The sequence below is a fragment of the Paraburkholderia sp. CI3 genome, assembly GCF_050436505.1.
Lineage (GTDB): Bacteria > Pseudomonadota > Gammaproteobacteria > Burkholderiales > Burkholderiaceae > Paraburkholderia > Paraburkholderia tuberum.
Map to the genome: position 1 here is coordinate 861,992 of NZ_JBNDMI010000003.1, position 26,239 is coordinate 888,230.

Sequence of the window (26,239 nt, forward strand, 5' to 3'; positions counted from 1 at the left end):
ACGCAAGCGGTGCCGGGATGCGCGACCAGGACTCAATGGCTTCGACTGCTTCAATCGCAGCCGCCCCGTCGATGAAGGCGCACGAGAGCGGTAAGCAGGAAGGCTGGTCACTCGACGAAGATTGCGTTTCCACGTTCACCGCGCTTCTCGCCCTCCACGACGCCCAGCTACGCACCGCCCCGCTGCATCAGTACGAGGGTGCCGAGCAGCGCCTGCTCGCCTACCTGCAAGGTACGGAGCGCTCCCCTATTCCTGCTCCCGAAGACTGAAGGAGGAAAGGTAATGTGTAACAGTTACGAGGCGCCCGGACAGATGGAGTTCGAGTTCGAGTTCGAGTTCGAGGCGTTCAGCCTGTTCCCCAAGCCATCCTTCGACTATCGTCGCGAGATCTACAAGGATTACGCTGCCCCGATTTTCCGCCACATCGACGGTCAGCTATCGACCGACGCTGCAACCTTTGGAATGGTCCCACGCGAGCGGATTCCGCCCCGGGTGAAGGTCTTTGACACGATGAACGCGCGTGCCGAGACTGTTGGTCAGAAGCGCAGCTTCAGCGGAGCGTGGAACCGGCTGCAACTCGCCGTTATCCCGTGTCACAGGTTCTGGCGTGATCCGTCCGGACGCGGTGCGTGATCCACTGCCGCAGATGCATCCGGCGACGCGCGAAGGGCTGTTGAAGATCGCGCGCCGGCTGGATCCGCTCGTGCTGCGCTGGGGTCGATGACACACATTGAAGTGCAGCGGGGTGCCTGCCGACGTGCGGACTGACGCGGGCTGGACGGGCACACGCGATTGCCGCTAACCTAGGGCGTGTCCACAAGCGTGCCCACAAGCTCGCGCCCCATGCAAAGTTTCTACGAAACCACCGTCACCCGCTCCTCCGCCTACGCGCCGCTCAACGGCCGACGCAGCGCGCACGTCTGCATCCTCGGCGGCGGTCTTGCGGGACTCTCCACCGCGCTGGGCCTCGCCGAACGCGGCGTCGAAGACGTCGTCGTGCTCGAGGCGCAGCAGGTCGGCTTCGGCGCATCGGGACGCAACGGCGGCTTCGTGTTTGGCGGCTACAGCCTCGATTGCGCCGACCTGCTGAAGACGCTCGGGCCGACTCGCGCCCGCGAACTCTATGCGCTGACCACCGACGCGGTCGAGCTGATGCGCAAGCGAATTGCGCGCTATCGGATCGATTGCGACGCGACCGATGCCGGCGTGATCCTCGCGAACTGGTTCGACGAACCTGCGCGTCTCGAAGCGCGACGGCGTCTGATGCGCGATTCGTTCGGCGTCGACTGGGAACCGATCGCTGCCAACCAACTCGCCGCGCATCTGAAAACGAGCCGCTATCACGGCGGCCTGTTCGAGCGCAACGCGTTCCATTTTCATCCGCTCAAGTACGTTGTCGGCGTCGCCGCGGCGGCCGCGCAAGCGGGCGTGACGATACACGAGCGCTCGCCGGTCGTCAGCTTGCGGCGCGACGGCGCGGGCTTCGTCGTCGAGACGCCGCAAGGTACGCTCGACGCGCGTCACGTCGTGATGGCGGGCGGCGGCTATGCACGCAACGTGTACGCGCGCGTCGAGCGCGCGGTGCTGCCTGTCGCCACCTACGTGATGGCAACGGAGCCGCTCGGCGAACGCTTGCACGACGCAATCGCCACCCGCGCCGCGATCTATGACACCCGCTTCGCGTTCGACTACTACCGCCCGTTGCCCGACACGCACATCCTGTGGGGCGGCCGCATCTCCGTGCGCGACCGCGAGCCCGAGGCGATCGCGCGTCTGTTGCGACAGGACCTGCTGAAGGTCTATCCGCAGCTGCGCGACGTGCGCATCGAGCACGCATGGGGCGGCCTGATGAGCTACGCGCGACACAAGATGCCGCAGATCGGCCAAAGCACGGACGGCGTCTGGTACGCGGTCGGTTTCGGCGGACACGGCATGGCGCCGACCACGGTGTCGGGCGAACTGCTGGCCGCGGCCATCTCCGGTGAACGGCCGGTGCCTGACGCCTTCGCGACCTTCGGCCTCGCGCGCACGTACGGCGCGCTCGGCCTCGCGGCCGCGCAGCTCACGTACACCGCGATGCAAACACGCGACGCACTCGCCGCGTGCCGCCGGCCCACGCGCCCGGTCGCGTAAGCGCCACGCAAGCTCCTTCGAGATGCCTTCGTCGATGCCCGGGATCCACGCCAGAGGCCCATTTCGCCATGCTAGAATGCGCCGTCACTGCCGCTCGAAACCACAATGAAAAAGGGAAGCAAGGCCGCCGAGCCTGATACCAACGGCATCGTGTCCCACGCGCCGCACGGCGAAGACCGACGTGTCGACGCCCGACGCAAATACGATCCCGAGCAGACGAAGCGCAATATTCTCGACGTCACGACCCAGGAGTTCTCCGCGATGGCACTGACGGGCGCCCGCGTCGACGCGATCGCGGAACGCACCAACACCACCAAGCGCATGCTGTACTACTACTTCTGCAGCAAGGAAGGGTTGTACCAGGCGGTGCTGTAAAAGGTGTATGGCGACATTCGCGCGCTCGAACAGGATCTGCACGTCAGCGAACTCGATCCGGTCGAGGGCATGCGCGCGCTGGTCGAATTCACGTTCGACTACCACGACCGCCAGCGCGACTTCGTGCGCCTCGTGACGATCGAAAACATTCACGGCGCGAAGTACGTCGAGCAGGTCAAGACGTTCAAAGGACGCAACGTCACCGTGATTCACACGATCGAGGATCTGCTCGCGCGCGGCATCGCGGCGGGCCAGTTCCGCAGCGACATCGATCCGATCGATCGGCATCTGATGATCAGCTCGCTGTGCTTTCATCGCGTGGGCAACCGGCATACGTTCGGCACCGCGTTTGGGCGCGATCCGTCGCATCCGCGGCTGCGGGCGCGGCATCGGGCGATGATCGTCGATGCGATCTTGCGGCTCGTAAAGAAGGACGATTGAGGCCGGTCGCGTAGCCGACGGCCGAAACGGAAACGGGATGTGGTGAAAGCCACATCCCGTTTTTTATCGCTTCGCGAGACGAAGCGCGTTCAACCATTTACTGTCCCGGCAAACCGGTGACGGCAGTCGACGTGGTCGCCAACGTCGGCACGAGGTTTGCCCCTGCGGCGTTCTTGATCGTGCTGTTGGTAAAGGTCCAGTTGCCCGCATTGGCGATCGAACCGGCGCCCACGGAGGTGCCCGATGATTTGACTGCCGTAATGTTCACGTTGTTGAACGTGAAATTGGTAAACCGGCCCTTTTCCGCTTCACCCGCGATCGTATAACCCGCGACGCCGAACACCGCGCTCTCGACGTGCTTCATCCTGATGTTCTCGAACCTGAAGTTGCGGAAAATCGGATAGCCGTCCGACGCGTTGGCCGGCATCACGAGAATCGACGGCCAGTACGGCGGTTCCACATACGTCGTGCCGAACGTGGCCGGCACCGTGCCGCCGGCCGGCCAGTTTTCGTTGCCTTGCATGAAGTAGTACGCGTCGTCGACGTTGATGTCGTGGATATAGACGTTTTCCATCACGCCGCCACGCGTCGGCGCGGATTTGAACACGAACACGCTGTAGACAGCCGGCCCGCCCGTCTTGTAGCCGACGTTGCTGTTGATCTGCGCGGTCAGCGGCGAGACCTGAATGTTCGACACCTCGATATTGTTCGCGCCGCCCGAGGTTTCGCTGCCGATCGTAAACGCAGTCGCGCCGGCGCGCACCGTCGAGTTGCGGATCACGACGTTCGCTGTCGGCTTGTTCACGCGCAGCCCGTCGCCGTCACGGCCCGACTTGATGACGAAGCCATCGTCGTTCGCGACAATATCCGCGTTCTCGACCAGAATGTTCGTAGACGAGTCCATGTCGATGCCGTCGGTACTCGGCATGATGCCGGTCGCTGCCGTCGGGAAGTTGTAGACGTGGACGCCGTCGAGATGCAATTGGTCCGAGTAGCACAGGTGGATGGTCCAGAACGGCGAATTCTGCACGGTCACGTCCTTGATCGTGACGTTCGTCGACTTGTACGTTTCGATACCGCGCGGCCGCTGCTCGTCCCAGTTCAGCGCCCATGTGACACCCAGCGACGAATGGAACGTCGTGCCATCGGCGTAATAGTGCGACCACCACGATTGCCCGTTGCCGTCGATCACGCCCTTGCCGGTGATCGTCACGTTGTCGGCGTCGCGAACGTTGATGATCGCGGATGCCCAGTTCATCTCGATGCCCTGCACGCGGGTCGGCACCTGCGGATACAGCGAAAGACCATCGGGATAGAAACCGTTCGTCGCGCCGGACGCGATGGTGGTTTCGATATTCCACCAGCTCTGCGCCTGGATGGCCTTCAGCGTCACGCCTTCATCGATCTGCAACGTCGTGTTCGAACCGACGAACAGCGCGCCGGTCATGAACGTGCCCTGCGGAAATACGACCGTCCCCTTCGCGGCGCTCGCGGCATTCAGTGCTTTCTGGATCGCGGCGGTGTCATCCGTCGAACCGTCGCCTTTTGCGCCGAACTCCGCGACGTTGAACGTCGTCTTGACGTTCGGTGAAGACGCCGGCTTCGCGGGCGCGGCCGACTTGGGCGCGGCCGTCGCGTCGGAATCACTGTTCGGTATCCCACCACCGCCGCAGCCCGCAACCGTCATGCATGCCAGTGCAATCGCCAACAATCCCGTCCTCATGTCTCCTCCCATGGTTTGAAGATACGACTCGGAATCTATGTTGAAGCCATTCTCCTCATTGATGGGATGTCATACAAGATGGTTTACCCTGCGCCCCGGCAGGTCTTGCTGGGTCATACCGGTGCGATAAGACATCGTATAACCTGGATGCCAGGAGCCGGCCCCAAACGCGAAAATCCCCGGTTGCCGCCGCACTGCGACGACAATCGGGGATTCGAACGAAACAGCGATCGTCAGATGAAACGAGGCTGAGCGGGAAGAATTAATCTACCAGCACGATCCGCCTGATATCGCCGACGATGAAGATGTACGACAGCGCACCGACCAACGCGACGACGCCGATAAATACCAGCGCGCCCACGAACGAACCGGTCGCCGCAACGATCGGGCTCACCACGAGCGGTGTCACGATACCCGCCAGATTCGCGGCGAAGTTGAAGATGCCCGTGAGACTGTTCCTGCCTGGTCGACGCAAATTCTCGAGCGCCTGATTTGCCAGCGAGAGCGCTTGATTAGAATGGATGGTGGGACCCAACATATCCAACAAAACCAACAAAACCAATAAAACGCGCTTGACACCAGTTTTTGTCCAACCTGTAATGCATCCAACCAGCCAATGCGCTGTCCCATTCAGGATTTAGGATGAAATACCAGTCAAAATGCGTCTTTGCGCCGACGGTTCTTGATGCCGCTGATCGGATCAGGAACGGCAGCCTGACGCCGGCTGAGTTGATAGCGCACAGTCTGAAAGCGATAGAAACCCACAATCCCACATTGAACGCATTCGGCGATATCTACGCCGAAACGGCGGCGACTGAGGCCGAAACGTTGACGTTCGAAGCCTCCCGCGGCTGTTTTAGAGGGCCACTGCATGGCATTCCGTTCGGCGTCAAGGACCTGTTTTCGACCGCTGGACTGCGGACGACGCGGGGTTCGCTGACCGCGCTCGACTATGTACCGTCGGATGATGCGCCGATTATCCGACGCCTGAAGGATGCGGGGGCGATCATCGTCGGCAAGACCGCGACGACTGAGTTCGGTTGGAGCGGCGCGAGCCTGTCGCGCGTATTCGGCAACGGCCGCAATCCCTGGAACCCACAACTCACGAGCGGCGGCTCCAGTTCGGGTTCGGCGATCGCGGTCGCCGCACGGATGGTGCCCGCGTCGCTCGGTTCGGACGGTGGCGGTTCGGTAAGGATTCCCAGTGCGTTTTGTGGCACGTTCGCGCTCAAGGGCTCGCTCGGCCGGATTCCGACGTGGCCTTGGTCGGCGACCGAAATGCTCAGCCATGCCGGCCCGATCACACGGACGGTGCGCGACAGCGCGCTGCTGTTCGACGTGCTATCCGGTCCCGACCCACGCGATCACCAGGCGTTGCCAGCACCGACTGAAACGTTCCTCGCGCGTTGCGATTCGCCGCTGCGGCCGCTGCGCGTCGCGTTTTGTCCGACGCTGTTCAACGTTGACGTCGATCCGGCTGTTGCGGCAGCAGTTGAAGCGGCGGTCAATCAGATTGCGCGGACGCTGCCAGTCACGATTGATATGCCCGCACTCGAATGGGATGACCCGTTGCCGACGTTCGAGGCCCTATGGGTCGGCGGCCGCGGAATCGTGTACGGCAAGTCGCTTGCCAATCGCAAGGAGGAGCTCGAACCGGGCTTCGCGACGCTAATCGAACGTTCTGCGGACTACGATCTGGCCGGCTATCTGACCGCGGTCCAGCAGCGCGCGGCGTTCGCTTGCAGAGTCCACAAGCTGTTCGAGCGCTTCGATCTGCTGCTGACGCCAACGCTGCCAATTCTTCCGTTCGATGCGGACCGGATTGCGCCATCTGACCTCGATGGCGTCGACGACACCGCGGTGCCGTGGGCGCGCTGGACACCGTTCACGTACCCATTCAATCTGTCCGGCAACCCAGCGGCGAGCGTGCCGTGCGGCTGGAGTCCGTCAGGTTTGCCAATCGGCTTGCAGGTCATCGGGCCGCGCTTCGCAGATGGCGACGTGCTGCAGTTCTGCGCGGCGTTCGAGGCAATTGCGCCGTGGGAACATCGGCTGCCGCCGTTGCTCGTCGGCTAGGAGCGCACCGTGACGATCTGCCATTTCGACGCACATCAAGTCGGTGCCGGGCCAGAACGGCGCGCGCTGATGGCACCGCCGAGACCTGTGCTCCAGCAACAAACGAAGTTGCAAGCGGCGCAACGTCTCGACGCGGACGAGGCCACGCCGACGCACCACCGCCTGTTGGCACAATCCGGGCGCTGCTACCGCGTGATCCGAACGCGCGGCAAACCTCGTTACACTGGTTGCTTCCCTGTCCGCCGGACTCATCTACCTATGCTGAATCAGCCTCGCCTCGAAGAAATCATGCGTTTTCTGAGCCAGCAGAAACGCGTGAAGGCCGCCGACCTCGCTACGCAGCTGGTCGTCTCCGAAGAAACGATTCGCCGTGACTTCAAATATCTCGAAGAACTCGGCAAGTTGCGTCGCGTTCACGGCGGCGCGATCCTGCCGCGGCTTAACGAGGAGCAACCGCTGCAGGTCCGCAACCGGATCAGGACACAGGCGAAAGCGAAGATTGCCGAATGCGCAAGCGGCCTCGTGCAGGAGGGAATGGCGCTGTTCCTCGACACCGGCACGACAACACTCGCACTCGCGCATCAGCTGACAAGCTTCAGCCAGTTGCGAGTCGTCACGAACTCGCTCGACATTGCGCAACTGCTGACGCAGCAGAGCGACAACCACGTGCTCGTCACACCAGGCGACGTCCGTCGCAACGACAACGCATTGATCGGCCCGCACACGCTCGAATTCGCCCGTCAGTTCCATTACGACATCGCCTTTATGGGCATTGGCGCGGTCGATCTGAAGCTAGGGCTGATGGATTACGAAGAATCCGAAGCCATGCTGCGCAGAACGCTTGTTGTGCATTGCGTGCGTAGCGTCGTGCTCGCCGACGATGGCAAGTTTGGCCATCGCACGTTCATCAACACACTACCGTTCGACGCGATCGCGACGCTCGTCACAAACCGCCCGCTGTCGGCCGACTACATAGACCGCCTGGAACAAGCTCATGTCGATATCGTCCATCCCTGAACTGGTTCAACCCAACGCCGATGAGTTGCGCGCGTTCGACGCGCTGTTCAGCGCAAGCTCCGCGATTGGCGCGACGCCGGCCGGCGGTCTGCATCGGCTCGCGGCGTCGGCCCAGGACGGACAGGTTCGTGATCTGTTCCGCATCTGGCTCGACGAGCACGGTTTCGATGTGCACATCGATGCAATCGGCAACGTCTTCGGGCTTGTGACTTTGACGCCGGGCGCGCCGTACGTGTTGTGCGGGTCGCATCTCGACAGCCAGCCGAGCGCCGGCCGCTTTGACGGTGTATACGGCGTGCTTGCCGGCGCGACCGCGATCGTCGGCATCGCGCAGAGGCTTCGCGCGAGTGGTCACCGTGCGCCATGCAATCTGGCGGTCGTTGACTGGACCAACGAAGAAGGCGCGCGTTTCCAGCCGAGCCTGACGGGTAGCAGCGTGTTCACCGGCGCGATGTCGCTCGACGACGCGTGGGCATGCGAGGACCGGCAAGGCGTCACGCTGAAGAGTGCGTTGGAGCAGATTGGCTATCTCGGCGATGCGATGCTCGATCTGCCTATTGCCGCATATGTCGAGATGCATGTCGAGCAGGCGTCGAATCTCGAGCGCGAGGGGCTCGCAATTGGCGTGGTCCGCGAGACGTGGGCCGCATTGAAATGGCGAGTGCGCTTCGACGGCGAGCAGAATCACACCGGCCCTACACCGATGGCCGACCGGCGCGATGCATTGCTGGCGGCAGCGCACACGATCGCCGCGGTCCATGCGGAAGCCGTGCGGCACGGCGCGCAAATGCACAGTTCGGTTGGCCGCCTCGACGTATATCCGAATTCGCCGAACGTCGTGCCGTCGAGGACGATACTACACATTGAATTCCGTTCGCCGTCCACTGCCCTGCTGGACGGCACTGCAACATGCTTCGAGCCGATCTTGCGGAATATCGCTGAACAGACCGGCACGCGCATCGAGATCGAAAGCCGCCAGCTTCGCGCCCCGCTGAAGCTGCATGATGGCTTGTCGCGACTTGCCCACGACGTCAGCCTCGAACTCGACCTGCCAGCGGGCGATAGCGTCACCGTCGCCGGCCACGATGCGATTAGCATGAGTCGCGTCACGCCGACGTGCCTGCTGTTCGTACCTAGCCGCGGGGGCGTCTCGCACAACGAAGCCGAGTACACCGCTGATGCCGATCTGCACAATGGCCTGCGTCTGTTGAGCGCGTTGCTGGAGCGCATCTGCACTGAATCGTCGAGCTACCTTTGAGGACGATGATGCAGACGGAATCGCCTGAATCCCTTCGATTGCTCGACGCGCTGCATGCAGTAGGGCTAGGCAACGACGCGCAGGTTGGGCACGGCACCGGAGCAGTCGCGTCGCCGACGCGGCTCGCGACCGAATGGGCCGGCTTCGTCGTCGCGGTGGGCGCTCAATCGTGGTATGCGAAAGTGCTGCACGACGATATGAAAGAATTGATCGACGTTGCGCGGACCGTCGACGCGAGCCGCTGTGCGGCACAAGCGGAAGCAACGGTCGCGCTGCGCATCGTTGATATGCAGCGCGGCGTGCTGCTGTTCGATCGATTGGAGGCCTCCAAATGGCGCTGGGCGCGCGTTGACGATCTGGCGTCACCCGAGCGTCTCGACGCGCTGTGGGCGGCGAAGCGGCAAGTGCATGACGGTCCTGCGCCCATGTTTGTCTCGTCTCCGATGGACGACATCGCCCGACTTCGGGCGCTGTGTCGACGTGATGCGGTGGAATTGCCGATCGACGGGTTGCGGACTGACGACTGCATAGATCGTGCATGGAATGCGTTGCAGGCATCGGACGTAGAGGTCGTGCCACTGCACGGTGACGGCCTTGCGAGCAACGTGATGGTTGGCCCGCGAGGCGAACTCAAACTGATCGATTTCGATTACGGTGGCTGCGGCGACCCCTGGTACGACGTGGCTATCACGCTGAACGAGTTGTATCAGTTCGAGCCCCAATGGCGGGAGGGCATCGTGCGCTGGGCTGGCCGTTGCGACGAAGCCGACTACGCGCGTTGCCGTCTGTATGCGCTTGTCAACGACTGGTACTGGACACTGTGGGGATTGTGGCTAGGCACGACGTCACCGCGCCGTCTCGAATTCACGAAACTCGCTCAATGGACTTCGTTGCGCTGCCGACAAGGCATTCAGGACGCGCGCTTCGAAGGCTGGCTTCATCTGCTGAAGGGATGATTCGATGAAAGCACTCGGTCAGGCTCAGACCCATCATGAACACGAGATCGAAGCGGCGATTCGTGAAATGCCTGCATGGAAAGGGTACGACATTCGCTACGCACCGGTAGGTGGCGGCATCTCGAACACGAACTGGCGCGTCGAAGTCGACGGCGCGCAGACTGCGTATTTTTTCAAAGTGCCGGGCCAGGGCACAGAGATGTTTATCGACCGCCGCACTGCACACGAAGCGAGCGTGAAGGCCGCGATAACCGGCTACGGCGCGCCGGTGATCGCGTTCCTCGAGGACCTGGGCGTCGAGGTGTTCGAGTTCATGGAAGGCTGGCGCGCGTCGTCAAACCTCGACTTCCTCGAGCGTGAGGTCCGGCACAACGCATTGCGTGCACTGAAGGCGTTCAATGATCAGCCGGTGCTCGCTCAGACGAAGACCATGTTTGACATGATCGACGAACATCAGCAGCAGGTCGAAGCGTTGCACGCGGTTAAACCCCCGGATCACGACTGGCTGTGCCAGCAATACCGTCGTGCCCGTGCGGCGCTCGAAGCGTCGGGCCTGGATCTCGCGCCCTGCATGAACGATACCCTCGCCGGCAACTTCATGCTGAACGATGCGCGCGAGATTCGCCTGGTCGATTTCGAGTACGCGTCGAACAACGACCGGCATTACGAGCTCGCCCTGTGGTTCGGCGAGATGTTCTTCGCGCCTGGGATGGAACTCGCGCTGCTCGAGGACTATTTCGGTCGCGTGACGCCCCAGGTCGTCGCGCGTGTGCAGTTGAACAAGGCGCTCGCCGATCTGAAATGGTCGACGTGGGCGATGGTGCAGCGTGCGGTGTCGCGGCTCGATTTCGATTTCTATAAGTACGGGTTCTGGAAACAGATGCGCGCTCGCATCGTCTTTCAGGACCCGCAGTGGGAGACATGGCTGAGACAGGCGTGAAGAAAGTAGGCGCTTGAAAACAGCTCCGTGCATGAACTGGTTCTGCGCCGACGCTTGAGCTTGACGACCTATTGAGAACCCGATTTCATTTTCAGGATGGGAAGGCATTATGGTTATTAAGGAATGCAAATCGCAATTGAAAGTGATTGGCCGCGTCGGGGCGGATCTGACGCCACCTTCGGTCCGGTACGCCGAAGGTGGTGCCTATCGGCTGGGCGTGCGAGATGACAGCGCGTTCCATTCGTGTCCTTCAACCCGCCGCTAGCGAGGAGCCGATCATGCCTGAATCGATCCAAAGCTCGATGCCGAATTCGAAGAAGATTGTATTCGGCATCTATTTCTTCCTGCTTCTTCTGATGGCGCTGTGTCCGCCGTTCTATCTAGGCGTCAGCGGCAGTAAGCAACTCGTGCTCGGCGTACCGCTGCCGATCTTCTACTGGATCGCGAACGCGGTCCTGGTCGGGCTCGGCATATGGGCGCTGTACGTGGCCGAAGGCGTGTCCGGCGAACTCGCAAACGAAGGAGAACCGACATGACCCACTTCACGAATCCCGGCAACCCGGTCGTCACGTTCGGCATGATCGTCGTGTTTCTCGTTGCGATGATCGCGGTGCTGTATGCGACCAACCGCCGGAGCACAAGCTTCTCCGACTATGCCGTCGGCGGCCGCTCGTACGGCCCGTGGTTCGTCGCGATGAGCTACACGAACTCGTGGTGGCCCGGCTCGACGTTCACCGCGTTCTTCGCGCTGTCGGTCGGCGGCGTGCTCGGTTTCTACGGGATGGTCTACGCGACGCTCGGCGTGACCGCGATGTATCTGATGGCAAACCGGGCGTGGTCGTGGGGCCGGCAGTTCAACCTGACGACGCAGCCGGACCTCCTCGGCATGCGCTACAACAGCCCGGTCGTCAAGCGAATCGCGTCGATCATCGGGATCATCTCGGTGTTTCCGTGGGTCGTGATGGGCATCCAGGCGCTCGCGACGTTATTCCAGTTCGCAACGTTCGGCCAGTGGACCGTGACGGCCTGCCTGACTGCTGGTGTTGTGATTGTACTGATCCGCCAGTACTGGACCGTCAGCATGGGGATGCGGGGGCTGATCATGACCGACATGTTCCAGGGGCTGATTGCGTACGTGCTGTGCGCGGTGCTGTGCATCCTGCTGCTATTCGGCAACCACGCGTCATTCTCGAACCTGTCGCAACTGCCGGCGAAGATGCTGCTGATTCCTGGCGACGCGCATACCGGTTACGGTCCTTGGTACATGTTCAGCCTGATCTTCACCGGTGTGATCGGCTCAATGTGCTGGCCGATGAGCTTCCAGCGGATCTATACGGCGAGCGGCGTAAGGGCCGTCAAGAAGGGCACGCTGCTGACGATGCTGCTGGTCGGCGGCTTCTATTGCATCCTGATGCTGTTCGCGGCTGCCGCGAGTCAGGACCCGAACGTAGCCGCCCAGCCGCAGCACGGTTGGTTCGTCGCACTCGCCGATATCGGCGGCCCGTGGCTTCTCGCGGTAGCAATCGTGATTGTGCTTGCGGCGAGCATCGGCCATGTCGACGGTTGTGTGCAGGTCTGCGGCACGCAGTTCGCCAACGACCTCGCGACGTGGAATACGCCGCGCAGCGATCGCCAGTTGATGGTGTTGTCCAAGGCGGGCATGGTCGTGTTCATCGTCGCAGCGGCGATCCTTGCATATCTGACTTTCGACTACAGCCGACTGCAATTACTCGCGCAGATTTCATATCAAGGGATCATCCAGCTTGCGGTCCCGCTGTTCTTCGGCATCTTCACGCGGCGTGGCAACAAGCAGGGCGCGATTGCGGGAATGCTGGTGGGCATTGCAATCGCGATCGTGCTGACTTCCGTCTATCCGGACGACATCCGCGCGCTCGGTTCGCTGACCAGCGGGGTTGTCGGGCTCGCCGCGAACTTCGTCGTGTTCGTCGTGTTTGCGTTAGCGATCAAGCCGTCGACCGACGAGATCGCCCGGCTCGACCGGCTGTTCGCGAAGCCTGTGCGCGGCCGCGCACCTTCGACGGTCGCCGTACCGGTAACACATTAAGGAAAAGCGGCCGCGGCGGCCGGCATGGATCTCGCATTTTGATGCTGCCGCGGCATCGAGAATTTGACTCAACGGAGACCGGATGACTTTAGCGATTTTCGATCTTGACGACACGATTATCAATGGAGATTGCGCGAATTTGTGGAGCAGCGAGATGGCTCGCCTGGGATGGGTCGGCGACGGCGATGCATTTGTACGGCAAAACGACGAGATGATGCGTGCCTACGGCGAAGGGTTGCTTACGATGGACGATTACATGAAAGCAACACTCGCACCGCTCGCCCGTCGCCGCGTCGTTGATGTGCGCCATCAGATCGATGCGTTTGTTGAACAGGTGATCGAGCCGAGGATTCGGGCCGACGCACGGAATATGATCGACGCCCATCGCCAGCGTGGCGACACCCTGCTGGTTATCTCGGCGTCGAGCGCGCATCTGGTCGAGCCAATTGCGGCGCGAGTCAGTATCAAGCATGTTCTGGCGATTGATATCCAGACGGAGGACGGTGTCTATACGGGACGCACCTCCGGCGTACTGACGTACCGGGAAGGCAAGGTAATTCGGCTGCGCGCATGGCTAGAGGCGCACGACGAAAGCCTGACCGGTGCCAGCTTCTATTCCGACTCGCGAAACGATTTACCTCTGCTGTGCGAGGTCGACAGGCCGCATGTGGTCAATCCGGACCAGGTGCTGGCAGCGCATGCGAAGGAGTGTGGGTGGCCTGTGTTGACATGGCACTAACGTGCGCGGCACTCTGGAGCAACGCGAGATGAGCTATACCGAAGCGATCGGCACACGCACCTACCGGTTCGACGATCTTAAAACGTTGCTGGCGAAGGCGAGCCCGCTGCGCTCGGGCGATCAGCTCGCCGGCACCGCGGCGGCCAGCGAGGAAGAACGCGTCGCAGCCAAGATGGCACTCGCGCAGGTGCCGTTGCGCACCTTCCTCAACGAGGCATTGATTCCGTACGAAAGCGATGAAGTCACGCGCCTTGTCATGGACGATCACTCGCCCGAAGCTTTCGCCGAGATATCCCATCTGACGGTCGGCGATTTCCGCAACTGGCTACTCAGCAGCGAGACGGATGCCGATGCACTCACGCGTATCTCCGCCGGCCTCACACCGGAGATGGTCGCCGCGGTGTCGAAGCTGATGCGTAACCAGGACCTGATCGCGGCGGCGCGCAAGCGTCCGGTGATCACACGCTTTCGCAACACCGTGGGATTGTCTGGCCACATGTCAGTGCGCTTGCAACCGAATCATCCGACCGACGATGTCAAGGGCATCGCCGCCTCGATGCTCGACGGCCTGATGTACGGTTGCGGTGACGCGATGATCGGCATCAATCCGGCTACCGACAGCCTGGCCGCGATCACCACGCTGCTGCTGATGGTCGACGATTTCCGGCAACGCTATCAGGTGCCGACGCAATCATGCGTACTGACGCACGTCACCAACACGATTGCCGCAATCGGCAAGGGCGCGCCGGTCGATCTGGTGTTTCAGTCGATTGCCGGTACGGAAAAAGCGAATGCCGGCTTCGGCATTTCGCTTGCGTTGCTGCAGGAAGCCTATGAAGCGGCGCTCTCGCTCAATCGCGGCACAGTCGGCAACAACGTGATGTATTTCGAAACGGGGCAGGGCAGCGCGTTGTCGGCGAATGCGCATCATGGCGTCGACCAGCAGACCTGCGAAGTGCGCGCCTATGCGGTGGCACGAAAGTTCAATCCGTTTCTCGTCAATACGGTGGTCGGTTTCATCGGCCCGGAATACCTCTATGACGGCAAGCAGATCACGCGCGCGGGTCTCGAAGATCACTTCTGCGGCAAGCTGCTCGGCGTGCCGATGGGTTGCGACATTTGCTACACGAACCACGCGGAAGCCGATCACGACGATATGGACAACCTGTTGACGCTGCTCGGCGTCGCGGGAATCAACTTCATCATGGGCGTCCCCGGCGCGGACGATGTGATGCTGAACTACCAGAGCACCTCATTCCACGATGCGCTTTATGTGCGCGACGTATTGGGCCTAAGGCGTGCGCCGGAATTCGAAGAGTGGCTGGAGTCGATGCAGGTCGCCGACGCGCTTGGCGTGTTGCTCAATGGCGCGATACGGCAACCTTTGCTGGAAGGTGCGCGCGAATGGATGGGGATCGCATGAGCAACGACTTCCTCGAAAAGAACCCCTGGAGCGCATTGCGTCAGTTCACCAATGCGCGTATCGCATTGGGTCGTGCCGGCAACAGCCTGCCGACCGGGCCGCTGCTCGCGTTCAATCTATCGCACGCGCAGGCACGCGATGCGGTGCATCATCCGCTCGACGCCGATTCGCTGCATGAGCAGTTGCGCGCGAACGGCTTCACCACGCTCGATGTGCATAGTGCTGCGCCGGACCGTCAGCATTACTTGCGGCGTCCGGATCTGGGGAGACGCCTGTCGGAGGAGAGCCGCGAGGCGCTTGCGCAAGCCGCCATCGAAGCGCCGGAAGTGGTGTTCGTGATTGCCGATGGGCTGTCGGCCTGTGCTGCTGCAAAGCAATCCATTCCGCTTTTGAGGGCCGTCTCTTTACGCCTTGCGGATTGGAGAATCGGTCCGGTGGTGGTCGCTCGGCAGGCACGGGTGGCGCTTGGCGATGAGATCGGCGAAATTCTGCGGACCAGGCTCGTCGTGATGCTGATCGGCGAACGTCCCGGGCTGAGCTCGCCGGATAGCCTCGGCATCTACCTGACGTTCGCGCCTAAAGTAGGGTGCACCGATGCGCAACGCAATTGCATTTCGAACGTGCGCCCCGAGGGATTGAGTCACGGCGCAGCCGCGCACAAGCTGCACTATCTGCTGACGCATGCGCGCCGCTTGGGCCTCACTGGCGTGGGACTTAAAGACGAGAGCGATGCATTGCTGGAAGAGGCGCCCAAAGACGCATCCACGGCGATCGCAGCACCGGATGCGAACTAGCGAAGCGTCTTAGCGTAGAACGCAATAATTTTATCAATCCGGAATCGCGGTGGCACTGGGATCTGACAGCGTCAGTTGACGATTTTATTTCCAGTCCGAACGAAATAAAAACGTCAACGCGCCTCAGTCCAAATTAAAGGCGTCACTTCGCATCGCAGAGATCTGAAATATGTCGTAATGCACTGATTCGTCGGGAAATTCCTTTGCAAGGCGGCGGACGGTTCTGGGATGACCCTGACATTGCAGCGGCTCGATTTGCACAAGGCGACTTGGAGGTCGAAATACTGCCATTGGGATAAGTTTTCTTCTGTTTACGGCGGCATTTCGTTGCATGAGTTGGGCAATACAACACGAGGCGGCTGATGACGCGGCCGCGCCGGTCCGGCACTGATCAGTCATTGATGCAGAGCGCCGCGGCGACGAGCTATCCGTCACCGCCGTCTGCCGCGCGAACAGATCATGGCCCGCTGTCAGCCCGCTGTCAGGCGCCGTTCACGGCATCCTTGAACGCCTTGCCCGCCGTGGACTTGACCGTCTTCGCCGCAGCGATCTGGATCTCGGCACCGGTCGCCGGGTTACGGCCGACCCGCGCTGCGCGCGCGCCCGTTGAAAACGAGCCAAACCCGATCAGCTGCACGGTGTCGCCCTAGGTGACCGCCGTCGTGATGGTGCCGATCAGCGCATCAAGGGTTTCGGCGGCCAACGCCCTGGTGGTACCGGTCCGCGCGGCGACGGCGTCGACGGATTCCTCCTTGTTCATCTGGTTTCCCCGTTAAGGTGATAGGAAGCCGCCCCCTACCCGATTCACAGGCCCGCGCGCAATGAGCGTTCAACGTCCGCAGTCGTGACCGATGCCCGGACAGGACACCCTCCAGTGCCAGGCCGCTACCCCTATCGGCCAAGGCGCGCACCCCACCCTCCTTCTGAGGGCAGCGCTGCGGATTGATACCGCCCGCTCATCGATTCAACTGGCGATAGCTGGCCGCGATAAGGGCGTTTATCATGGCGGGCACGTTTTTAACCGCGACAAATGCGGTTTTGTTGCGTCAGACCTGTGCGTAATCTAATGTGGAAATCCCGCCCTGCGCCCCGTGCGGCGGCTTCCGCCCGTCCGCTCCGGCGCGCTGCAGGGCTACCGTGCTGCAGTGCTGCTTGCCGGAGTCCGCCATGGCCCGCCCCGCCGCTGTGACCCCCGATGCGATCCGCACCACCGTGCTCGCGATGCTCGCCGAGGCGGGCGAGCCCGCCCCGGCCTCGGACGCGCGCTTCCGCCGGATCGTGTCGGTGCGCAAGCTGCGCGCGCGCCTGGGCGCCGGCGACCCCGCCACGCTCGCGCGGCATCTCAATGCGATCGAGACCGAACTCGTGCAGGCGGGCCTGACCGGCTTCGCGGTGCCGGATGTGCCAGCGGAAATCGCCGCGCAGATGCGCGCGCTGTGGGAAGCGGCCGTCGCGACCCAGCTGGCCGACGTCGTGCAGCTGCGTCAGGACGCGGAAGCGAGCCGGGAAGCGGCCGACACCGCGCGCCACAACGCGGAACTGCGCACGGACATGCTCCGCACCGAACTCACCGATCTTCGGGCCCAGCTCGCCGCGCGCGGCGCGGAGCTGCTGGAGCGTCGACTGGAAAGCCGGGCCCTCGAGGAGCGGACGCGCCTGCTGGAGTCCGCCAGCACGGCGCTGCAGTCGCAACTGGCCACTGCCGACGAGACGGCTGCGCAGGCGGCGAAGACACACGCGGGCGAACTGGCGGCGGAACGGCAGCGCTATGACGGCCTGTCCCGGCAGCTGCTGCGCGAAACCGCGCACCAGCGCGAAGCCTTCCAGACCGAGCGGCAGCGCCTCGAGGCCGAACTCGCCCGGGCGACCGAACGCGTGGGGGCGCTGGAGGCGCTGCGCGACCGGCTGCTCACGGAGCTGGCGGAGCAGCGCAACGCCCAGCAGCACGCCGCGGCCGAAGCGGCCGCCCTCACCACGATGATCGAGCAGCAGCGGCAGACGCTGGCGCTCGTCGGCACAGTAACCGCAAATGCCCCCTCCGCGGCGACCCGCCGCCCGGCGCGCCCCGCCGTGAGAACGGGCCATGCCGGCCACGCCGGCCAATCCGGACAGAAGCCGGCCTCGGCGAGGAAAGTACGATGAACCCGTCCGAGTGGCTCGATACCGGCTGCCGGCCGCCGCAGCGTCTGCCCGGCTCCGTCGACGCTGCGCTGGAATACCTCGCGCAGGCGTTGGGCCACCCGGTCTATCTCCGCTGGACTCTTACGGCCCTCAAACGGGGCTGTCCGTCGCTGGCCGATGCGAAGTGCGAGCACCCCGCCGTGTTCGCGCTGCTGCTCGGGCACGACGCCGCCATCGAGTACTGGGAGCGCGGGCGGCTGCGGGTCGTGCCGGAAGCCGCGACCCCCTCGGCCGCCACCGTGCTCGAACGCGTGCTGCGGCAGCACCGCCGGCGCTTCCGTGCCGCGGCACCGGATAACACACCGGATGACGCACACGACGGTGTCTGCGTCGCACGCACTGGGCCTCACAGTGAGGACCTCGCGCCAGTGCCGGCCGGGGTCGAGCCGGCGTGGCTCGCGCGCGCCGGACGCTTCGCGAATCCGGCGGCGCTGACGAACACGCCGGGGGTCGCCGATGACGCGCAGGCGGCGAAACTGTTCCTGCGGGAGCGCGCCTCGCACTCCCCGCACACGCTGCGCGCGTACCTGTCGGAACTGCGGCGCCTCGCCGCCTGGTGCCGGCGCGAGGGGCTCGGGCCCTTCTCGGATCTCACCCGGCAGGACCTGATCGCGTACCGCGACGCGCTGCAGGCGCCCCGCGACGACGCAGCAGGCCACGTCACGCGGCCGGCGCCGGCGAGCGTGTCCCGGGCGCTCGCTGCGGTCTCGAGCCTGTTTGCCTGGTGGCACCGCGTGGGCTATCTCACGGTCAATCCGGCCGAGGGACTGGCCGCCGGGCGCCGCGCGCGCCTGACCTGGACCCCGGTGCGGTTCCTGCCGGCCGCCGCGCTCACGCACTGCGATGCGGTCGCCGCCGGCGACGCGCCGGCCGGGGTCCCGGCTGTTCTCTGGATGCGGCGCCGCGCGATCTGGACGCTCTACCGCTACGGCGGCGTGCGGCTCGCGGAACTGGTGTGGGATGAGGCACTCGCGCTGCCGCACGTGGAAGTCGACGACGCCCGGCAGTGGACCCTGCACGTACTGGGCAAGGGCCAGCGGCTGCGCGCGATCCCGCTACCGAGTGCCTGCCTGCCCGCGCTGCGGGCCTACCGGCGCGCCGTCGGACTGACGGAAGATCCGCCCGCCGAGGAACGCCTGCCGCTGATCCACAGTGAGCGCGGCCGGGCGCTGGGCGCGAGCGGACTGTACGACGAGATCCGGGCGCTATTCGCGCTGGCGACGAGCCGCGTGCCGGCCGCAGACAGTGCGATGCGCACGGCGCTGGAGCGGGCCTCCACGCACTGGCTGCGGCACGGCTATGCGCGCACGCTGGTGGTCGACCATGGCGTGCCGCTGCAGGTCGCCCAGGCGCTGCTCGGCCATGCGTCGGTGCAGACCACCGCGGCCTATGCGCGCACGGGACAAGCCGAGGCGCGTGCGTTTGTGGAGGGGAGTTTTGCGGAAAAAGGTTAACCGCTGCCGAAAAAACGGAACGACATGTGCGCTGCCACTTGAAGGGATGCCCATCGCTCATTGACCTCCCTACTTCCGCAGCTGCCCGTTCCTCGGCCTAAGCCGACCTTCGTGTATCGACGCCGATGTGCCCGCTCACTGCTGGAGACCGGTCGTTCGGCAAGGCAATGGCGCACGGCCGCCACCGACTTCAGCGAATGCGTATTTTGTTAAGCGTTGTTCGATGCCTGCCCTTGCCTGTCAGCCTATGAACGCACGACAACGCGTGCGGGCAGGCGTTGGACAACGCTTAACACGTGCGGCCGATCGCTGTCGGGTACAGGTCGGCCAGATTGCGTCACTCAAACAAAAATCTACGACCATCCGGATCCGGCCCGAGAAAAGCCAACACCCCCTACGACTCATTCCGAACCAACAAACCCAAACAGGTGATGAAGTGTTCCAGAGAAGCTCGACGAAGCAGAAGCCGTTGCCACTCGATCCTGACGATTAACAGGACACGCATACGGCAGCGCCGAGGAAGCCTGGCCGTGGCTGTCCGCCTGCCGACAGAGACGCTCGACACCGCAGCCGCGGGGCAAGCGGCTCAAATCAAGCGGTCGGAACAGTTCCGCCGTCAATGACGTATTCAGTACCGGTGATAGCGCTGGCTCGCGCAGAGACCAGGAAGCCAATGAGGTCTGCCACTTCCCGGGGAGAGCATGGCCGCCCGAGAGGAATACCCCCGAGCGAATCCATGATGATCTTGCGAGCGCCGTCCTCGTCGATGCCGTTCTGCCGGGCGATCTCAGCAACGAGCCCCGCGGCGGCATCCGTCTCGACCCAGCCGGGGGAGACACGCACGACGCGAACGCCTTTCGGACTGACCTCCCTGGACAAGGCTTTGCTGTAGTTCGACAGGGCAGCCTTGGCGGCAGCATAGGCAATCGTGGCCTCCGGCAACGGCAACTGCCGCTGAATCGACGTGACGTGGATAACGACGCCCGAGCGCTGCTCGACCATCAAGGGCAACAGTGCTCGATCGATGCGCACGGCCGGGAAGAGGTTCAGGCTCAATGCCTTGGTCCATTCGTTGTCGTCGAGCACACTGAAGCCACCCGCCGGCGCAGATGAGCCACCCGCCACGTGCACGATTATGTCGACGCCGCCGAGCCGTTCGAGCACGGCGTCGACTATGGTTTTACAACCCTCGGCCGTCGTGATGTCCGCACCGATGAATCTTTCTTCGGTAAGGTCATCGGGACGCGCACGTGCTGTCGCGAGGACGTTCGCTCCCGCCTCGCAAAGGTGTGCGACAACGGCTTTACCGATGCCTTTGGTCCCGCCTGTAACAAGTGCCCGGAGGCCCTGAAGTTCGAGTGTCGCGCTCATCAGCGAATCTCCAGAGACGCGATCTTGCCGTCGGCTAGAACAAACGTGTAGGTCAGCTCGACCGGGCTACCGGGGAAGGTGCCCGTGAGCCTGGCGCGCATCGTCACGGCGGCGCCATCCTGGGACAAGTCCAGCGGCTCGACGGTGTACTGGTATCTGGCTTTGGTCTCTTTCTTCCAGGCCTGGATGGCTTCGAGCCCCTCGATAGTGCGGCCCTCGTCGCGCACGACGGCGTCGGCAGTGAAGCAGTTCGCGAGAGGAGCGGTGTCGCTGGTGGTTTCCGCGTTCAGATAAGCATCCAGTGGCGGCGGTAGGGTCATGTTCATAGGACTTTGCCTGACGTCAGTTTGCATGTCCCAATGATGGCGCTATAGTTACCACATCGCAAGAACGCACTAAAAAGTAAGCCGTGCCCAACCGAAAAGTCTACACTCCCACGACCGCCGCGATCGACGTCGAAGCCGCCTTCAGGCTTCTGGAAGGACGCTGGAAGCTGGTGATCCTGTTTCACCTTTTCGGTGGCCAGGTGCGGCGCTTTTCGGACCTTCAGAGACTGATCCCCGGCATTACGCAAAAGATGCTCGCCCAGCAGCTGCGCCGCCTCGAAGAGGACGGCATTGTGACCCGCAGGGTCTACCACCAGGTGCCGCCGAAGGTGGACTACCGCCTGACCGATTGGGGTCAGGCTCTGTGCCCAGCACTGGATGCGATCCTGAAATGGGCGGAGCGCCGTGAAGACTTTGCAGCGACAGCGTCGAGCGTGCGTGCCTAAGGCCGACAAACCTGGTTGCCAGAATTCGAATTCTGTGGGTTGTCGACGAGATGAAGGCCGACGTGTTATTCGCGGTCGTCTCGTGTCGCTCCCGGAGCGGGCGGTCGTAAAACTTGTCCGAGCGGCGCCATCGGGTTGGTCGTTTTGCGACGGATTGTTCTGTCGCAACCGTGCTTGTTTTCCGTTTTGAAGCGTCCCCAGGAAGATGTCCTCCAACCGCGGTATTGCCTCGAGATGCGGCGGTGTCATCCACCACCAGCAGCACAAAGCATCTGCATTGAAAGTCATACTGGCACGGAGCAGGCCTGCCCAATCACCGACGCGAGTTGAACAACCGTAAAAGCTCCTCGCGTAGCTCGGAGATGTACAGCACATGCTGTGCGCGCGTCACGGCCACGTAAAGCAGGCGCATCTCGTCCTCGTCCCGCGTCAGGCGCCCGTCAGCGATCTTGAAGCGAAAATCAGTGGCTACTTCCACCCGTTTCCATTCCAGTCCCTTTGCACGGTCGAGATCACGTAGTCGGCGCCTGACTCCGGCGTAGCTCGCTGCGCCAGCGCCCACAGGTAGGCCGTCGCGCGCGTCGTGGAAGCACTGAGTGCGTGCGAGTACGTGGTCTTCTTTGCGACCGGGCACTTCCGCGCTCGCCGCGTAAAATGGCGTGGTGCGATTCTTTCGCGTGGCAAGAAGTGCATCTTCTACAGAGATCAGAGCATCCAGCAGTTCACGTCCGTGAATCTCGACGACAAATGCGTCGTGTTCGGGATCAGCAATTCGCGACGGACAAAGGCCACGGTGCGCGCGCTTCAGATCGCGCGCGAACGAGGGACCCCTACTGTCTGCATCACGTCCTTTCTGTCGTCGCCGATCACACGCTACGCGGACATCTCGCTCATCACCGCCGAGCAAGCCGATGCGATCGACCGCCCGGAAGCGCCCGAGTCCACGACCGCCAAGATTGGCCAGATCGCGGTGCTCGACGTGCTCTACTCCGCTTACGCGATCCATCATCATCGCGACGCGGTACATGTACTCGCCGAAATAGATCGCTTTGTCGAGGAAGGCAGGGTGTGGAGACAATGCAAATCCTGCGGTCATCCTGCAAGATTAAAGTACCTGATATCCGCTGGTCGTCGTGTCCTGGTTCGGGAGACTTGACGTCTTTCGCAGCGGGAACCTGATTTCGCCGCCCGTCGCCGGATTGCGACCGACTCGCGCGTCCCGGGCCCGGTCGAAAACGAGCCGAGCCCGATCAGTTAAACCGCATCGATCTTCGTCACGGCAGCCGTGATCGCGGGCAACTGATATCGCCGCTGCGCTCCGGCAGTGTTCTTCACCGAGCGTGGCGCTCCATGAAATACACAAATGCCGACGATGGCGATCAGGAATCGGTCTTCGAGGATTCCTTCCTGTCCTGGTCCGACTTCGGCGCGCCCTTCTTGCTCGCCGGCTTGCCCTTTTTCTCCTTCGGCTTTGCTTCAGCTTCGACCGTCGTCAGCGTCACCTTGTCCGAGCCCTTGTCGAAGGCCACATCCACGGTATCGCCGGACTTGATCTTGTCGCCCAGCATTTCCTTTGCAAGCCTCGTCTCGAGTTCCTGACGAATCTGGCGCTTCAGCTCGCGCGCACCGAATTCCGGTCGATAGCCCACGTCGGCGAGATGATCGATTAGCGAGTCCTGCACCCTGAGCGTAATGCCCTGCGCCGCCGCGGTCCGCACTACGCGATCGATCTGGATTTGCACAATCGCGCGGATGTTCCCGCGCGAAAGTCCGTGAAAAACGATGATCTCGTCGATGCGGTTCAGGAACTCGGGACGGAAGCGCCCCTTTAACACGTCCATCAGCTTCTCGCGGATTTCCTTCTCCGAATCGCGATCCTTGTCGCTCTTCTCGAGGTTGTCCATGATGATCGACGACCCGAGATTACTGGTCGAAATGATGATCGTGTTGCTGAAGTCGACTACCCGGCCCTTGCCATCGGTGAGTCTGCCGTCGTCGAACACTTGCAGCAGCACGTTGTTCACATCCGGATGCGCCTTCTCGATTTCATCGAGCAGGATCACGCAATACGGACGGCGGCGCACGCGCTCGGTGAGCTGACCGCCTTCGTCATACCCCACATAGCCCGGAGGCGCGCCAATCAATCGAGCAACCGCATGTCGCTCCATGTATTCCGACATGTCGATGCGAATCACGGCTTGCTCGTCGCCAAACACGGTTTCCGCGAGCGCCTTCGCAAGCTCCGTTTTCCCGACACCGGTCGGACCGAGGAACAGGAACGTCGCAATCGGCCGATGGACCTGACCCATGCCGGCGCGCGAGAGACGTACGGCATCGCTCACGGCGAGCACGGCTTCGTCCTGCCCGACGACGCGCTCGCGCAGCTTGTTCTCCATGTCGAGCAGCTTCTGCCGCTCCTCTTGCGTCAGCTCGGTGACCGGTATGCCGGTGAGACGCGATACGACTTCCGCGACTGCGGCGACCGTCACTTCGAGCGTCTCCGATCCGGTCTTGCGCTGCCACGCTTCGGTTAGCTCGTCGAGCTTCGCCTGCTTCTCCTTGATGCGCTCCTCGAAGCCCTTGGCCTCGTCGAAGCGCTTGCGCGACGATGCATAGTCCTGCTCGCGTTTCAACTGCGCGATCTCCGCTTCGAGTTCCTGGATGTCAGGTGGCCGGGAAGTCGAGCCAATGCGCACGCGCGCCGCTGCCTGATCGATGAGATCAATCGCCTTGTCCGGCAGATAGCGCGAGGTGATATAGCGATCGGAAAGCTCTGCCGCCGCGACGAACGCGTCGTCCGCGAAGGTCACCTGATGGTGCGCTTCGAGCTTGTCGCGCAGGCCGCGCAGAATCACGATGGTCTGTTCGACGGTCGGTTCGGGTACCAGAACGGGCTGGAAACGCCGCTCGAGCGCCGCGTCCTTCTCGATGTACTTCTGATACTCGTTGAGGGTCGTCGCGCCGATCAGGCTCAGCTCGCCGCGCGCGAGCGCGGGCTTGAGCACGTTGGCGATATCGAGACCGCCTTCGCCGCCGCCCTGTCCCGCACCGACGATGGTATGCAATTCGTCGATGAAGACGATCAGCTCGCTCTGCTTCGCGGTGATTTCGTCGATCAGCTGCTTCGCGCGCTCTTCGAATTCGCCGCGATACTTCGCTCCAGCGACCATCGAATTGAGGTTGATCTCGACGAGCCGCCTGCCGCGCAGATCCTCGGGCACGTCGTCGTTCACGATGCGCTGCGCCAATCCTTCCACGATCGCGGTCTTGCCCACGCCCGGTTCCCCGATCAGCACCGGATTGTTCTTCTTGCGCCGCGCGAGCACTTCAATCGTGCTCTCGATTTCCTGCGCGCGTCCCAGCACAGGGTCGAGCTTGCCCTGCCGCGCCATGGCGGTCAGATCGCGTCCGAACTTGTCCAGTGTCGGCGTGCCGCTGGGCGTGTCGACGCGTCCATCTTCCGCACCCTTGCCGACGACCTTCACCACTTTCTGCCGCAACGCCTCGGGCGTGACGCCGTATTTCCTGAGCAACGCGCCCGCGATGCTGTCCGGAACGGCGGCCAGGCCGATCAGCACGTGCTCGGGACCAACATAGGAATGCCCCAGTTCTTGCGACGCCTGGAACGAGTATTGAAACGCTTTCTTCAGCCGCGGCGAGACCGTCATCTTGTCGATGGGCGCGTCGGAGTCGGCGTGACCCTTTTGCGCGTGCTGGTCGATGTATCGTTTGATGTCCTCCGGCGAAAGCTTCAATTCCTTGAAGAGCGCCGCGACAACGTCGGTGTCGGCGAGGACGTACAGCACATGTTCCGTGTCGAGCTCGGTGCGCTGCAGTTCGTGAGCTTTTTCCGCCGCGCGCTGCAGCAGTTCCATTGTCTGCTCGCTGAACGCATCGGTGGCATCGACGGACTCGCGCGGCACAGAAGCGACGAGTCCAGCGTCGTCGTCATGCTCGTCTCCGGCCACGCCGGGAAGCTCGCCCAATAGACGCGAAAGACCGCCGCCGAGCAGGGAATCGAACGGATTGAGCATGCTTTGATGGCGCATCAATTGACGGTAATCGTAATCACAGATCGACATCGATTTACGCTGGCCGTTTTGTACTACCGTCACTTGTGCAACTGCGGGCCGGGCATGACAAATTTCGCAAAGGGCAGGCATGGTCAACCTCTCCATTTACAGGACGGCTCAAGTTGAAGCCGAACGATTCACGCGATTGCGGAACGATGCACGCGTGACGCCAAGCGACCGCTGGCTCGACGAGAGCAACCCCGTCGTCATCAGGATGACTCTCCCCATGAGTCTTTCATCTAGCCGAGATTCGTGATCGAGGATCCCCAAGCGTGGTTTGTGCCGCGCGGCCTTTGCGACCGGGCCAGAGCCCGAAACGACGTGGAATCTGATCGGGCGACTCAGTGACGTGCCATGAACTCCATGTGATGCTCGTGGCACAGCATCAGCTGCCTGTCGATTCCCAGGCAGCTGACGCACGGGTGCGCGGCCTCGCGGAAATGCCGCG

The 26,239-nt window shown here is 62.7% G+C and carries 22 protein-coding genes and 4 pseudogenes; 19 read left to right on the forward strand and 7 right to left on the reverse strand.

Annotation, left to right across the window (positions count from 1 at the left end; genetic code table 11):
* Window positions 1–17: 17 nt before the first annotated feature.
* The 5 genes and pseudogenes from OKW29_RS12730 to OKW29_RS12750 all read left to right on the forward strand — a co-directional run bounded on the left by OKW29_RS12730 (window position 18) and on the right by OKW29_RS12750 (window position 2,949).
* The gene (locus tag OKW29_RS12730; protein WP_429291296.1) at window positions 18–269 is read left to right on the forward strand and encodes a hypothetical protein; all 252 of its coding nucleotides are present in this window, start codon (window positions 18–20) and stop codon (window positions 267–269) included.
* Window positions 270–312: 43 nt separating this feature from the next.
* Window positions 313–633, forward strand: a complete 321-nt coding sequence (locus OKW29_RS12735; RefSeq protein ID WP_429292546.1) for an SOS response-associated peptidase family protein — start codon at window positions 313–315, stop codon at window positions 631–633.
* Window positions 605–724 (forward strand): annotated as a pseudogene (locus tag OKW29_RS12740) (dihydrodipicolinate synthase family protein); the annotation flags it as partial. The gene OKW29_RS12735 and the pseudogene OKW29_RS12740, both read left to right, overlap by 29 nt.
* 119 nt (window positions 725–843) lie before the next feature.
* A complete protein-coding gene (locus OKW29_RS12745) occupies window positions 844–2,133 on the forward strand; it encodes an NAD(P)/FAD-dependent oxidoreductase (protein WP_429291297.1) in 1,290 nt (429 codons plus the stop codon).
* A gap of 105 nt (window positions 2,134–2,238) precedes the next feature.
* Window positions 2,239–2,949 (forward strand): annotated as a pseudogene (locus tag OKW29_RS12750) (TetR/AcrR family transcriptional regulator).
* Between the two features lie 97 nt (window positions 2,950–3,046).
* Here the strand turns inward: OKW29_RS12750 and OKW29_RS12755 are convergent.
* Together OKW29_RS12755 and OKW29_RS12760 are read right to left on the reverse strand one after the other, a co-directional pair.
* Complete coding sequence (locus OKW29_RS12755; protein WP_429291298.1) at window positions 3,047–4,657, reverse strand: glycoside hydrolase family 28 protein; 1,611 nt, start codon at window positions 4,655–4,657, stop codon at window positions 3,047–3,049.
* A 277-nt stretch (window positions 4,658–4,934) separates the two neighbouring features.
* Window positions 4,935–5,117, reverse strand: a pseudogene (locus tag OKW29_RS12760) (MFS transporter); the annotation flags it as partial.
* 197 nt (window positions 5,118–5,314) lie between these two features.
* On the opposite strand from OKW29_RS12760, the gene OKW29_RS12765 reads away from it, so the two are divergent.
* The 10 genes from OKW29_RS12765 (at window position 5,315) to eutC (ending at window position 15,940) form a co-directional block, all read left to right on the forward strand.
* Window positions 5,315–6,748, forward strand: coding sequence for an amidase (locus tag OKW29_RS12765; RefSeq protein WP_429291299.1), 1,434 nt, complete (start codon window positions 5,315–5,317; stop codon window positions 6,746–6,748).
* 258 nt (window positions 6,749–7,006) lie between these two features.
* On the forward strand, window positions 7,007–7,765 hold the full coding sequence (locus tag OKW29_RS12770; protein WP_429291300.1) for a DeoR/GlpR family DNA-binding transcription regulator: 759 nt from the start codon (window positions 7,007–7,009) through the stop codon (window positions 7,763–7,765).
* Window positions 7,743–9,023 (forward strand): Zn-dependent hydrolase, encoded by a 1,281-nt coding sequence (locus OKW29_RS12775; RefSeq protein ID WP_429291301.1) that lies wholly within the window; start codon window positions 7,743–7,745, stop codon window positions 9,021–9,023. Before OKW29_RS12770 ends, OKW29_RS12775 begins: the two co-directional genes overlap by 23 nt.
* 5 nt (window positions 9,024–9,028) lie before the next feature.
* A complete protein-coding gene (locus OKW29_RS12780) occupies window positions 9,029–9,979 on the forward strand; it encodes a phosphotransferase (protein ID WP_429291302.1) in 951 nt (316 codons plus the stop codon).
* 4 nt (window positions 9,980–9,983) lie between these two features.
* Window positions 9,984–10,919, forward strand: a complete 936-nt coding sequence (locus OKW29_RS12785) for a phosphotransferase (protein ID WP_429291303.1) — start codon at window positions 9,984–9,986, stop codon at window positions 10,917–10,919.
* Window positions 10,920–11,197: 278 nt separating this feature from the next.
* Window positions 11,198–11,455, forward strand: coding sequence for a hypothetical protein (locus OKW29_RS12790; protein ID WP_429291304.1), 258 nt, complete (start codon window positions 11,198–11,200; stop codon window positions 11,453–11,455).
* Window positions 11,452–12,984 (forward strand): sodium:solute symporter family protein, encoded by a 1,533-nt coding sequence (locus tag OKW29_RS12795; protein WP_429291305.1) that lies wholly within the window; start codon window positions 11,452–11,454, stop codon window positions 12,982–12,984. The genes OKW29_RS12790 and OKW29_RS12795 overlap by 4 nt, the downstream gene beginning before the upstream one ends.
* 82 nt (window positions 12,985–13,066) lie before the next feature.
* On the forward strand, window positions 13,067–13,723 hold the full coding sequence (locus tag OKW29_RS12800) for an HAD family hydrolase (protein WP_429291306.1): 657 nt from the start codon (window positions 13,067–13,069) through the stop codon (window positions 13,721–13,723).
* 28 nt (window positions 13,724–13,751) lie between these two features.
* Window positions 13,752–15,146, forward strand: coding sequence for an ethanolamine ammonia-lyase subunit EutB (locus OKW29_RS12805; RefSeq protein ID WP_429291307.1), 1,395 nt, complete (start codon window positions 13,752–13,754; stop codon window positions 15,144–15,146).
* Complete coding sequence (gene eutC, locus OKW29_RS12810) at window positions 15,143–15,940, forward strand: ethanolamine ammonia-lyase subunit EutC (protein ID WP_429291308.1); 798 nt, start codon at window positions 15,143–15,145, stop codon at window positions 15,938–15,940. Before OKW29_RS12805 ends, eutC begins: the two co-directional genes overlap by 4 nt.
* Before the next feature lie 481 nt (window positions 15,941–16,421).
* Here eutC and OKW29_RS12815 read toward each other — a convergent pair.
* A pseudogene (locus OKW29_RS12815) lies at window positions 16,422–16,700 on the reverse strand (HU family DNA-binding protein).
* Between the two features lie 407 nt (window positions 16,701–17,107).
* Between OKW29_RS12815 and OKW29_RS12820 the strand changes: the two are divergent.
* Together OKW29_RS12820 and OKW29_RS12825 are read left to right on the forward strand one after the other, a co-directional pair.
* Entirely contained in the window at window positions 17,108–18,082 is a 975-nt protein-coding gene (locus OKW29_RS12820) for a DNA-binding protein (RefSeq protein WP_429291309.1), read from the forward strand.
* Entirely contained in the window at window positions 18,079–19,575 is a 1,497-nt protein-coding gene (locus OKW29_RS12825; RefSeq protein WP_429291310.1) for a tyrosine-type recombinase/integrase, read from the forward strand. Before OKW29_RS12820 ends, OKW29_RS12825 begins: the two co-directional genes overlap by 4 nt.
* Before the next feature lie 591 nt (window positions 19,576–20,166).
* On the opposite strand, the gene OKW29_RS12830 is transcribed toward OKW29_RS12825, so the two are convergent.
* Both OKW29_RS12830 and OKW29_RS12835 read right to left on the reverse strand, forming a co-directional pair.
* Window positions 20,167–20,946, reverse strand: coding sequence for an SDR family oxidoreductase (locus OKW29_RS12830; RefSeq protein WP_429291311.1), 780 nt, complete (start codon window positions 20,944–20,946; stop codon window positions 20,167–20,169).
* Complete coding sequence (locus tag OKW29_RS12835) at window positions 20,946–21,272, reverse strand: nuclear transport factor 2 family protein (RefSeq protein ID WP_429291312.1); 327 nt, start codon at window positions 21,270–21,272, stop codon at window positions 20,946–20,948. The genes OKW29_RS12830 and OKW29_RS12835 overlap by 1 nt, the downstream gene beginning before the upstream one ends.
* Before the next feature lie 83 nt (window positions 21,273–21,355).
* On the opposite strand from OKW29_RS12835, the gene OKW29_RS12840 reads away from it, so the two are divergent.
* Window positions 21,356–21,718 carry a winged helix-turn-helix transcriptional regulator gene (locus tag OKW29_RS12840; RefSeq protein ID WP_429291313.1) on the forward strand — a complete coding sequence of 121 codons (363 nt, stop codon included), beginning with the start codon at window positions 21,356–21,358 and terminating at the stop codon, window positions 21,716–21,718.
* A gap of 313 nt (window positions 21,719–22,031) precedes the next feature.
* Here OKW29_RS12840 and OKW29_RS12845 read toward each other — a convergent pair whose 3' ends face one another.
* A complete protein-coding gene (locus OKW29_RS12845) occupies window positions 22,032–22,352 on the reverse strand; it encodes an ATP-binding domain-containing protein (RefSeq protein WP_429291314.1) in 321 nt (106 codons plus the stop codon).
* Window positions 22,353–22,448: 96 nt separating this feature from the next.
* Here OKW29_RS12845 and OKW29_RS12850 point away from each other — a divergent pair, with 96 nt between their 5' ends.
* Window positions 22,449–22,874, forward strand: a complete 426-nt coding sequence (locus tag OKW29_RS12850) for a MurR/RpiR family transcriptional regulator (RefSeq protein ID WP_429291315.1) — start codon at window positions 22,449–22,451, stop codon at window positions 22,872–22,874.
* Between the two features lie 223 nt (window positions 22,875–23,097).
* Here the strand turns inward: OKW29_RS12850 and OKW29_RS12855 are convergent, their stop codons facing one another.
* Complete coding sequence (locus tag OKW29_RS12855; protein ID WP_429291316.1) at window positions 23,098–25,881, reverse strand: AAA family ATPase; 2,784 nt, start codon at window positions 25,879–25,881, stop codon at window positions 23,098–23,100.
* Window positions 25,882–26,239: the final 358 nt, after the last annotated feature.

Bases quoted from the DNA above. Each gene is read 5' to 3' on its own strand.
- OKW29_RS12730 (WP_429291296.1), top strand. From the start codon at position 18: ATGCGCGACCAGGACTCAATGGCTTCGACTGCTTCAATCGCAGCCGCC.
- OKW29_RS12735 (WP_429292546.1), top strand. From the start codon at position 313: ATGGAGTTCGAGTTCGAGTTCGAGTTCGAGGCGTTCAGCCTGTTCCCC.
- OKW29_RS12745 (WP_429291297.1), top strand. From the start codon at position 844: ATGCAAAGTTTCTACGAAACCACCGTCACCCGCTCCTCCGCCTACGCG.
- OKW29_RS12765 (WP_429291299.1), top strand. From the start codon at position 5,315: ATGAAATACCAGTCAAAATGCGTCTTTGCGCCGACGGTTCTTGATGCC.
- OKW29_RS12770 (WP_429291300.1), top strand. From the start codon at position 7,007: ATGCTGAATCAGCCTCGCCTCGAAGAAATCATGCGTTTTCTGAGCCAG.
- OKW29_RS12775 (WP_429291301.1), top strand. From the start codon at position 7,743: ATGTCGATATCGTCCATCCCTGAACTGGTTCAACCCAACGCCGATGAG.
- OKW29_RS12780 (WP_429291302.1), top strand. From the start codon at position 9,029: ATGATGCAGACGGAATCGCCTGAATCCCTTCGATTGCTCGACGCGCTG.
- OKW29_RS12785 (WP_429291303.1), top strand. From the start codon at position 9,984: ATGAAAGCACTCGGTCAGGCTCAGACCCATCATGAACACGAGATCGAA.
- OKW29_RS12790 (WP_429291304.1), top strand. From the start codon at position 11,198: ATGCCTGAATCGATCCAAAGCTCGATGCCGAATTCGAAGAAGATTGTA.
- OKW29_RS12795 (WP_429291305.1), top strand. From the start codon at position 11,452: ATGACCCACTTCACGAATCCCGGCAACCCGGTCGTCACGTTCGGCATG.
- OKW29_RS12800 (WP_429291306.1), top strand. From the start codon at position 13,067: ATGACTTTAGCGATTTTCGATCTTGACGACACGATTATCAATGGAGAT.
- OKW29_RS12805 (WP_429291307.1), top strand. From the start codon at position 13,752: ATGAGCTATACCGAAGCGATCGGCACACGCACCTACCGGTTCGACGAT.
- eutC (WP_429291308.1), top strand. From the start codon at position 15,143: ATGAGCAACGACTTCCTCGAAAAGAACCCCTGGAGCGCATTGCGTCAG.
- OKW29_RS12820 (WP_429291309.1), top strand. From the start codon at position 17,108: ATGGCCCGCCCCGCCGCTGTGACCCCCGATGCGATCCGCACCACCGTG.
- OKW29_RS12825 (WP_429291310.1), top strand. From the start codon at position 18,079: ATGAACCCGTCCGAGTGGCTCGATACCGGCTGCCGGCCGCCGCAGCGT.
- OKW29_RS12830 (WP_429291311.1), bottom strand. From the start codon at position 20,946: ATGAGCGCGACACTCGAACTTCAGGGCCTCCGGGCACTTGTTACAGGC.
- OKW29_RS12835 (WP_429291312.1), bottom strand. From the start codon at position 21,272: ATGAACATGACCCTACCGCCGCCACTGGATGCTTATCTGAACGCGGAA.
- OKW29_RS12855 (WP_429291316.1), bottom strand. From the start codon at position 25,881: ATGCCTGCCCTTTGCGAAATTTGTCATGCCCGGCCCGCAGTTGCACAA.